3 protein-coding genes, 1 tRNA gene and 2 rRNA genes are annotated in these 9804 nt (G+C 68.1%); 4 read left to right on the top strand and 2 right to left on the bottom strand.

Features of this window, described 5'->3' with window-relative positions; translation table 11 throughout:
• From ACFYY7_RS07840 to ACFYY7_RS07830, 3 genes are all read left to right on the top strand, one after another.
• Positions 1-73 (top strand): 23S ribosomal RNA (locus ACFYY7_RS07840); the annotation flags it as partial.
• A 76-nt stretch (positions 74-149) separates the two neighbouring features.
• Positions 150-266, top strand: a 5S ribosomal RNA gene (gene rrf, locus ACFYY7_RS07835).
• Between the two features lie 246 nt (positions 267-512).
• Positions 513-585 (top strand) — tRNA-Thr (locus ACFYY7_RS07830).
• A 57-nt stretch (positions 586-642) separates the two neighbouring features.
• Here the strand turns inward: ACFYY7_RS07830 and ACFYY7_RS07825 are convergent.
• Both ACFYY7_RS07825 and ACFYY7_RS07820 read right to left on the bottom strand, forming a co-directional pair.
• Positions 643-771 (bottom strand): hypothetical protein, encoded by a 129-nt coding sequence (locus ACFYY7_RS07825; RefSeq protein ID WP_388658357.1) that lies wholly within the window; start codon positions 769-771, stop codon positions 643-645.
• A gap of 485 nt (positions 772-1256) precedes the next feature.
• On the bottom strand, positions 1257-3890 hold the full coding sequence (locus ACFYY7_RS07820) for a SpoIIE family protein phosphatase (RefSeq protein WP_388658432.1): 2634 nt from the start codon (positions 3888-3890) through the stop codon (positions 1257-1259).
• Between the two features lie 412 nt (positions 3891-4302).
• Here ACFYY7_RS07820 and ACFYY7_RS07815 point away from each other — a divergent pair, with 412 nt between their 5' ends.
• Positions 4303-9732 carry a HAMP domain-containing protein gene (locus tag ACFYY7_RS07815; RefSeq protein WP_388658354.1) on the top strand — a complete coding sequence of 1810 codons (5430 nt, stop codon included), beginning with the start codon at positions 4303-4305 and terminating at the stop codon, positions 9730-9732.
• The last annotated feature ends 72 nt before the right edge of the window (positions 9733-9804 follow it).

Here is a 9804-nt window from a genome sequence, read left to right as displayed (position 1 = left end):
GTTGATAGGCCAGATGTGGAAGCCCGGTAACGGGTGGAGCTGACTGGTACTAATAGGCCGAGGGCTTGTCCTCAGTTGCTCGCGTCCACTGTGTTAGTTCTGAAATAACGAACGGCCGTGTTGTTCCGGTGTTGTTTATTTCATAGTGTTTCGGTGGTCATTGCGTTAGGGAAACGCCCGGTTACATTCCGAACCCGGAAGCTAAGCCTTTCAGCGCCGATGGTACTGCAGGGGGGACCCTGTGGGAGAGTAGGACGCCGCCGAACTCCTTTTACGGGAAAGCCCCGTGTCCTTGTGGACACGGGGCTTTTCTGCGTTCTACGACGGCCGATTCGATGGCGGCGGGCGCGGCCGGCCCGGCTTCCGTCCCGTCAGGTCCCGCCATCGCCGCGGGAGTGCGGGCGGGTGTGCGGTACAGGGTGCGGTGAGAGCCCGTCAGAGTCGTCTGTGACCAGTGGTTTTGAGCATCCCCGAGTTCAGGGTATGCTTTATCTCGTTGCACAGCGCAGCACGCCCCAATAGCTCAGTCGGTAGAGCGTCTCCATGGTAAGGAGAAGGTCTGCGGTTCGATTCCGCATTGGGGCTCCGAAGAACGGAAAGGCCCCCGCCAGCTGGCGGGGGCCTTTCCTGTTGGTGCGGGAGTTATCCGGCTGCAGTGCCCTCGTTGGTGACGACCGGTACGACATCGAAGGCGTCCAACTCCGTTGCGATGCCTACGTCGTCGGGGAAGCCCCCTGAGATGAGCTCCTGCCCGGATGCGCCGGCTGTCACCGCGGCAGTGACATCCGGTGTTGCATCGAAGCACGCGTCCGCTGTGGCCGCCTCGGCCCGCAACGACCACCGACCCACCGGCCGCGGCGGAGATCACCGAGCCGTTGGGGGAAGGCAGGACCAGACGTGGAGTGAAAGGCGCTTCTCTCAGGGCCGCCGACGACAACGCCCAAGGGGATGCCGAGCCGGCCGTGCGTCGCCCCACGGCCAGTTGTGCGTCCATACGGTCGGCGAAGCCCGATGCCGTCGCGTCACGCCAGGCATACGGGAAGACCTGGGTACCGGACTCCACGGCCACGGTCACCGACGTGGTGAACGACAGCACGTCGACCACCACCGGACACGCGACCGCCGACGAGAGCTGTTCGGCACCCGTGGGCCCCCAGTCGAACCGCGCTCCACTGCCCGCTCGCAGATACCAGTCGTCGTCCATGGCAGACGAGAATGGCAGGTGCTCGGCCGCAGGCCGCAAGGGCGGTGGCGTACTAGGCGGTGGGTGGTTCCGGGACGCGCATGGCGAGGATGGCCATGTCGTCCGAGGCCGGCTCGGCGGCGAAGCGTTCCACTGCTCGCAGGATGCGAGCCGCCACCGCACCCGCGGTGAGGCCGGTGCAGGTCGCCAGGACGTCCGCCAGACCGTCGTCGCCGAGCATCCTGGTGCCCTCCCGGCGTTCCGTGACGCCGTCGGTGACGCACAGCAGGACATCGCCCGGGGCGAGGGTGACCGTCTGCTCGTACAGTTCGAGGTCCTCGAGGACGCCCAGCAGGGGCTGGGGCTCGGCCGCTGCTTCGACCGATCCGTCCTGACGCAGGCGCAACGGCAGCGGGTGCCCCGCGCAGACCACCTTCAGGAGGGCGCTGCCGTCCTCCTGGGGCCACAGCTCGCCGTACAGGAGGGTCAGGAAGCGGCTGCGGGCGCCCTCGTCCAGGATGGCGGCGTTGAGACGCTCCAGGACGGCGGGGCCGCCGAAGCCCTCGCGGGCGAGGAGGCGCAGGGCGTGACGGGCGAGGCCCGTGACCGCGGCGGCCTCCGGGCCCGTACCGCATACGTCGCCGATGGCGAAGCCGTAGGCGCCGTCGCGGATCGGGAAGACGTCGTAGAAGTCGCCGCCGACCTCGTTGCCCTCGCCGGCCGCGCGGTAGATGACCTCGATCTCGACATTGGGGACCTCGGGCAGCCCCGGAGGCAGGAGGCTGCGCTGCAAGGACTGGCTGATCGCCATGCGCTCCGAGTAGAGGCGCGCGTTGTCGAGGGCCAGGGCGGCGCGGCGGGAGAGGTCCTCGGCCAGTTCCAGGATCTCCTGGCGGAAGTGGTCGTCGGAGGGCTTCCCGAGCGTGAGCATGCCGATGACGCGGTTGCGGGCCACGAGTGGCAGGACCACCGTCTCCCCGCCCACGGCGGCCGCGGTGGCGAGCGTCGTACGGATGCCGGAGCCGAGCCTGCCCGGTTCGACGAGCCTGCCGGTCTCACCGAGGCCGAGAGTCCGCATCGAACTGCGCAGGGCTGCCTGGTGGGCGGCCTCGGACGGGGCGGACCAGACCCGGGCGCCGGGGGTGGGTACCGGGTCCGGCGGCGCGATCTTGGAGAGCAGGGCCTTGAGGCCGTCGATGCGTTCCTCGTCCTCGTGCAGGACGTACGAGAGGTACGGCTCGGAGGACTGGTCGGCAATCGTGTACACGGCGCACCAGGTGGCCAGGGTCGGGACCGTCATCTGCGCCATCAGCGCCAGGGTCTGGTCCCGGTCGAGAGTGCCGGCGAGCAGGTCGGAGGCCTCGACGAGGAAGGAGAGGGAACCGCGGCGGAGGCGCTCCAGCTCGCCCAGGCGGGCCGATTCGACCGCGAGCGCGATCCGGTCCGCGGCGAACTGAAGGCGCAGGGCCTCCTCGTTCGAGTAGCGGCCGGCCGCTTCGGCGGCGACACCCAGCGAGCCCGTGAGCCGCCCTTCGACCTTCAGCGGGACGGTGACGACGGAACGCATCCCGGTGCCGCCCAGCAGCGGGACGGCGCCCGGGACGTGGTCGAGGTCCTCGTGGACGGCGGGCATCCGGGCGGATCCGTACCGTCCGGTTCCGGCTTCCACCGGGACCCGGGCGAAACGCTGGCGGGCGGAGGGCAGGCCGGTGGTGGCCCGTACCTCCAGTTCCGTTTCGTCGTCCGTCGCCAGCAGCAGGAAGGCCGCGTCGGCATCGAGCATGTCGCGGGCCCGCTCCACCGTGCGCTGGAGCAGGCCGTCGAGGTCGTCGGGGGCGGGGGAGCCGATGAAGATCTCGAACGGGTCGGTCTTGCCGCTCTCGGCGTTGGTGTCGGAGACCGGTGCGCGGGCCGGTGACTGGAGCACCGCGCGTTCGTAGTCGCGGACGAGGAGACAGACGGTCGAGGGCTCGCCGTGGGTGTCGCGGACCCGTAGGTGCGAGGCGTAGACGGGGATGGTCCGGCCGTCGGCGCCGCGGACTCCGTAGCTGCCCTCCCAGCGCGAGAGCTGGAGCGCGTCGACGATGCCCGTGTTGGTGCCGGGGGTCTGGGGCCAGGCGGTGAAGTCGGTGAGCTGCTTTCCGGTGACCTGATCCGTGGCGTGGCCGAAGAGGAACGAGGCGTCCTCGTTCCAGGCCGCGATGGAGCCGGTGCTGTCGATCTGGACGACCGCCACCCTGACGCGCTCGTCGGCGACGGGGAGCAGCCCCACGGGGAGCAGCGGGCCCGCCGAGCGGATGCCCACCGGGCGTTCGGGGAGATCGAGCTGGAACCAGACATGTTTGCGGGTGGGCGAGTACTCGACGCCCCAGCGGGTGGCGAGTGCCGCGCAGAGCAGCAGTCCGCGGCCGTTCTCGCGGTCCGGGCTGCCGAAGTCCGGGCCCGCGCTCTGGAGCGGGACCTCGCGTTCCGGATAGTGGTCGGAGACCTCGATCCGGACGCCGTCCTCCGTGCGAAGGCACAGGACGTCGGCGGCGGTGCCCGCGTGGACCACGGCGTTGGTCACCAGCTCGCTGGTGAGGACGACCGCGTCGTCGACGACATCCGTGTAGCCCCACCCCTGAAGGGTGTCGCGGACGAAGGCGCGGGCGGTCGCGACGGAGCGCCCGACCGGGTCGAAGGTGGCGGCCGCGCGCGCGGTGATCACAGAACTCCCCATGTGGTGTCTCGTCGCTTCCCCGAGTCCTGTGCCCGTTTCTCGCCGCTTCGATTCGCCTGCCAGGCTAGACGCTCGGTCTGCGTGCCGGGTACACGAGGGGCGACTTCGGACAGGAGCGAGCAGGAACCGGCCTGTGACCGGACAAGTGTGGCCTTCTCAACGGAGGGATGTGGGACAACCGTTGGAGGTGGCACTCCGGCTGCTTCCGGCCTGGTACGTTTCAACGATTTGACGTCCCCATGGTCACCCGTCGACGGTGGTCTGTGGCGGTGAGCCAAGAAGAACTGGGCAAGCTCCCAGATAAGGCCCGAGCGATACGGTCAACCCCTGCGGGAGGGACACGGTGGAGTCTGGCGTGGCGGCGCGGGGCAGAAGCACGCGCACAAAAGGCGGACAGTCCGTGAAGAAACAGCGCAATGGAACCATCGACGTCGACGCGGCGGCGCTCAACAGACTGTTGGCGGGCCTCGTGGCGATGCGCGACGGGAATTTCCGCAGGCGTCTGACCGTCTCGGGTGACGACGTGATGGCGGAGATCGCGGCGGTCTTCAACGAGGTCGCCGACCGCAATCTGCATCTCACCGGTGAGCTGGCCCGGGTGCGGCGGGTGGTCGGACGCGAGGGGAAGCTCACCGAGCGGCTGGAGACGGGCGCCTGCGAGGGCTCCTGGGCCGCCGCGATCGACGCCTCCAACGAGCTGGTCGACGATCTGGCCCGCCCGGTCTCGGAGGTCGGGCGGGTGCTGTCGGCGGTGGCCGACGGTGATCTCGAACAGCGGATGGAACTGCGTTCGCACACGTCCGACGAGACGGTACGGCCGCTGCGCGGCGAGTTCCTGAAGGTCGCCCGTACGGTCAACAGTCTCGTCGACCAGCTGTCGGCGTTCACCGAGCAGGTGACGCGGGTCGCGGTCGAGGTGGGTACCGAGGGCAAGCTGGGCGGACAGGCCCAGGTGCGCGGGATGTCCGGGTCCTGGAAGGACCTCACGGACTCCGTGAACACCATGGCGTACCGGCTGACCGCGCAGGTGCGCGACATCGCCCTGGTGACCACGGCGGTCGCCAAGGGCGATCTGTCGCGGAAGGTCACCGTCCATGTGGCCGGTGAGATGCTCCAGCTGAAGAACACCGTCAACACGATGGTCGACCAGCTGTCGTCGTTCTCCTCCGAGGTGACCCGGGTCGCCCGTGAGGTGGGTACGGAGGGCGAGCTCGGCGGTCAGGCGACTGTGCCGGGTGTGGCGGGTGTGTGGAAGGACCTCACCGACTCCGTCAACACGATGGCCGGGAACCTCACCTCCCAGGTGCGCGGGATCGCCGAGGTGACGACGGCGGTCGCCAACGGCGACCTGTCCCAGAAGGTCACGGTGAGTGCCCGCGGCGAGGTCGCGCAACTGGCCGAGACCATCAACCAGATGACCGACACGCTGCGCCTCTTCGCGGACGAAGTGACCCGGGTGGCCAGCGAGGTCGGTGGCGAGGGTCTGCTCGGCGGTCAGGCGAAGGTGCCCGGGGCGGCGGGGACGTGGAAGGACCTCACCGACTCGGTGAACACGGTCTTCCGGAACCTGACTACGCAGGTGCGGGACATCGCGCAGGTGACCAAGGCGGTGGCCAACGGTGACATGACGCAGAAGGTCACCGTGGATGTCGCGGGCGAGATGCTGGAGCTCAAGAACACCGTCAACACGATGGTGGACCAGCTCCAGGCCTTCGGTTCGGAAGTGACCCGGGTGGCCCGGGAGGTCGGTGTGGAGGGCCGCCTCGGCGGTCAGGCCGAGGTGCCGGGGGCGGCGGGGACCTGGAAGGACCTCACCGACTCGGTGAACGCCGCGTTCCGCAACCTCACGGGGCAGGTGCGGGACATCGCGCAGGTGACGACCGCGGTGGCCAACGGTGACATGACGCAGAAGGTCACCGTGGATGTCGCGGGCGAGATGCTGGAGCTGAAGAACACCGTCAACACGATGGTGGCGCAGCTCTCGAACTTCGCCGACCAGGTGACGCGGATGGCGCGGGACGTGGGCACGGAGGGCCGCCTCGGCGGCCAGGCCCGGGTGGACGGCGTCTCCGGTACCTGGAAGGAGCTCACCGACTCCGTCAACTTCATGGCCGGGAACCTGACTTCGCAGGTCCGCCAGATCGCCCAGGTGACCACGGCGGTGGCGCGCGGTGACCTGTCGCAGAAGATCGATGTGGATGCCCGGGGCGAGATCCTGGAGCTGAAGAACACCATCAACACGATGGTCGACCAGCTCTCCGCCTTCGCGGATCAGGTGACCCGGGTGGCCCGCGAGGTCGGTACCGACGGGCGGCTCGGCGGGCAGGCGCAGGTACCCGGTGTGGCCGGTGTGTGGCGTGATCTGACCGACTCGGTGAACGGTATGGCGGGCAACCTGACCGCTCAGGTCCGTAACATCGCGCAGGTCGCCACGGCGGTGGCGCGCGGTGACCTGTCGCAGAAGATCGATGTGGATGCCCGGGGCGAGATCCTTGAGCTGAAGAACACCATCAACACGATGGTCGACCAGCTCTCGAACTTCGCCGAGCAGGTGACCAGGGTCGCCCGTGAGGTGGGTACGGAGGGCATCCTCGGCGGCCAGGCCGAGGTGCAGGGGGTGTCCGGTACGTGGAAGGACCTCACCCAGTCCGTCAACGGCATGGCGAACAACCTGACCCTGCAGGTCCGCAACATCGCCGAGGTCACCACCGCGGTCGCCAACGGCGATCTCTCCAAGAAGATCACCGTCGATGCCAAGGGCGAGATCCTCGAACTGGTCACGACCGTCAACACCATGGTCGACCAGCTGCTCAACTTCGCCGACGAGGTGACGCGGGTCGCCCGCGAGGTGGGCACCGAGGGCATCCTCGGCGGTCAGGCCCGGGTGCCGGGGGCCACCGGCATCTGGAAGGACCTCAGCGACAACGTCAATCTGATGGCCAACAACCTGACCAGTCAGGTGCGGAACATCTCCCGGGTCTCCTCGGCGGTCGCCAACGGCGACCTGAGGAAGAAGGTCACCGTCGAGGCGCGCGGCGAGGTCGCCGAGCTCGCGGACACCGTCAACACGATGGTGACGACGCTGTCCTCGTTCGCCGACGAGGTGACGCGGGTCGCCCGCGAGGTGGGCACGGAGGGCGAACTCGGCGGCCAGGCGCGGGTGCCGGGCGTCTCGGGTACGTGGAAGGACCTCACCGAATCGGTGAACTCGATGGCGTCCAACCTGACCGGTCAGGTGCGCCAGATCGCGGCGGTCACCACCGCCATCGCCAAGGGCGACCTCACCAAGAAGATCGACATCGATGCGCGCGGTGAGATCCAGCAGCTGAAGAACACCATCAACACGATGGTCGACCAGTTGTCCTCGTTCGCCGAACAGGTGACCCGGGTGGCCCGCGAGGTGGGCACGGAGGGGCAGCTGGGCGGTCAGGCCCGGGTCCGGGACGTCGACGGCACCTGGCGCGACCTCACCGAGTCGGTGAACGAGATGGCCGGCAACCTCACCCGCCAGGTGCGGGCCATCGCGGCCGTCGCCACCGCGGTGACCCGCGGTGATCTCAATCTGAAGATCGATGTGGACGCGGCCGGCGAGATCCAGGCCCTGCAGGACAACATCAACACGATGATCGCCAACCTGCGCGACACCACGGCGACCAACAAGGAACAGGACTGGCTCAAGGGCAACCTCGCCCGGATCTCCGGTCTGATGCAGGGGCGCCGCGACCTGGACGACGTGGCCTCGCTGATCATGAGCGAGCTGACCCCGGTCGTCTCCGCGCAGCACGGTGCCTTCTTCCTGGCCATGCCTACCGGGGACACCGCCGCGGTGGGCTCGGACAGCGACAAGGACAACTCGTACGAACTCTGCATGAGGGGCAGCTACGGATACTCGGCCGGTTCGATGCCGACGTCCTTCCGGCCGGGCGAGACGCTCATCGGTACGGCGGCCGAGGAGAAGCGGACCATCCAGGTGGACAACGTTCCGCCGGGCTATCTGAAGATCTCCTCCGGGCTTGGCGAGGCACCTCCCGCGCATGTGATCGTGCTGCCGGTGCTTTTCGAGGGGAAGGTCCTCGGCGTGATCGAGCTGGCGTCGTTCCAGCCGTTCACCCACATCCAGCGGGACTTCCTCAACCAGCTCGCCGAAATGATCGCGACGAGCGTCAACACCATCAGCGTCAATACGAAGACCGAGAAGCTGCTCGAACAGTCGCAGGAGCTGGCCGAGCAATTGCGGGACCGTTCACAGGAGTTGGAGAACCGGCAGAAGGCGCTCCAGGCATCCAACGCGGAACTGGAGGAGAAGGCCGAACTGCTGGCCCAGCAGAACCGCGACATCGAGGTCAAGAACACCGAGATCGAAGAGGCCCGGCAGGTCCTGGAGGAGCGCGCCGAGCAGCTCGCGGTCTCGATGCGCTACAAGTCCGAATTCCTGGCGAACATGTCGCACGAGCTGCGTACGCCGCTCAACTCGCTGCTCATTCTGGCCAAGCTGCTCGCGGACAATGCCGAGGGCAATCTCTCGCCGAAGCAGGTGGAATTCGCCGAGACGATCCACGGGGCCGGTTCCGATCTGCTCCAGCTGATCAATGACATTCTCGATCTGACGAAGGTCGAGGCGGGCAAGATGGACGTCAGCCCGACCCGGATCGCACTGGTTCAGCTGGTGGACTACGTGGAGGCGACGTTCCGCCCGCTCACCGCGGAGAAGGGGCTCGACTTCTCCGTACGGGTATCGCCGGAACTGCCCGCGACCCTGCACACGGACGAGCAGCGGCTCCTGCAGGTGCTGCGCAATCTCCTCTCCAACGCGGTGAAGTTCACCGACAGCGGGGCGGTCGAGCTGGTGATCCGGCATGCCAACGAGGATGTGCCGAACGCCATCCGGGAGCAGCTCCTGGAGGCCGGCTCGCTGCGTGAGGCGGATGCCGACCTGATCGCGTTCTCGGTCACCGACACCGGTATCGGGATCGCCGCCAGCAAGATGCTGGTGATCTTCGAGGCGTTCAAGCAGGCGGACGGTACGACCAGTCGCAAGTACGGCGGCACGGGGCTCGGGCTGTCCATCAGCCGGGAGATCGCCCGGCTGCTGGGCGGCGAGATCCACGCGGCCAGTGAGCCGGGCCGTGGCTCGACCTTCACGCTGTATCTGCCGCTGCACCCGAGCGAGTTGCCGCCGCAGGGGTACCCGCAGATCGGGCCCGGTCCCATCGAGGGGCACGGCGCGGTGGCCGAGGAAGGGCTGCTGCCGGAGGCCGGTCCGGGTGCCGGCCCGGCGGCCGAGGCACCGGATCCGGGCGGCGCGGCCGGCCTGATGCGGCGTCGCCGCAAGAGCCTGGGGAGCACGGAGCGGCGGCTCGCGCTGCCGCCCCGGAGCGCCGCGCCGGCCGCTCCGCAGGAGCCGTGGGCGCTCGCCGGGCAGGAGGAACCCGAGGTCCGCAGAACGTTCCGGTTCCGTGGCGAGAAGGTGCTCATCGTCGACGACGACATCCGTAACGTCTTCGCGCTCACCAGCGTGCTGGAGCAGCACGGGCTTGCGGTGCTGTACGCGGAGAACGGACGCGTCGGCATCGAAGTCCTGGAACAGCACGACGATGTGACGGTCGTACTGATGGACATCATGATGCCGGAGATGGACGGCTATGCCACGACGGCGGCGATCCGACGGATGCCGCAGTTCGCCGGGCTGCCGATCGTCGCGTTGACCGCGAAGGCGATGAAGGGCGACCGGGAGAAGGCGATCGAATCCGGTGCTTCCGACTATGTCACCAAGCCTGTCGATCCTGATCATCTCCTTTCCGTAATGGAGCAGTGGATGCGCGGAGAGTGATCATTTAACGAGGGAATCCGGACGGGTTGCTGATCAACTGTGCGCGCAGGGGTGTGAGGGGGCGGAATACGG

This window comes from Streptomyces sp. NPDC001933 (genome assembly GCF_042890955.1).
Taxonomy (GTDB): Bacteria; Actinomycetota; Actinomycetes; order Streptomycetales; family Streptomycetaceae; genus Streptomyces.
The sequence above is the reverse complement of the archived record's forward strand: the minus strand, read 5'-3'. Positions and strand labels throughout refer to the sequence as shown.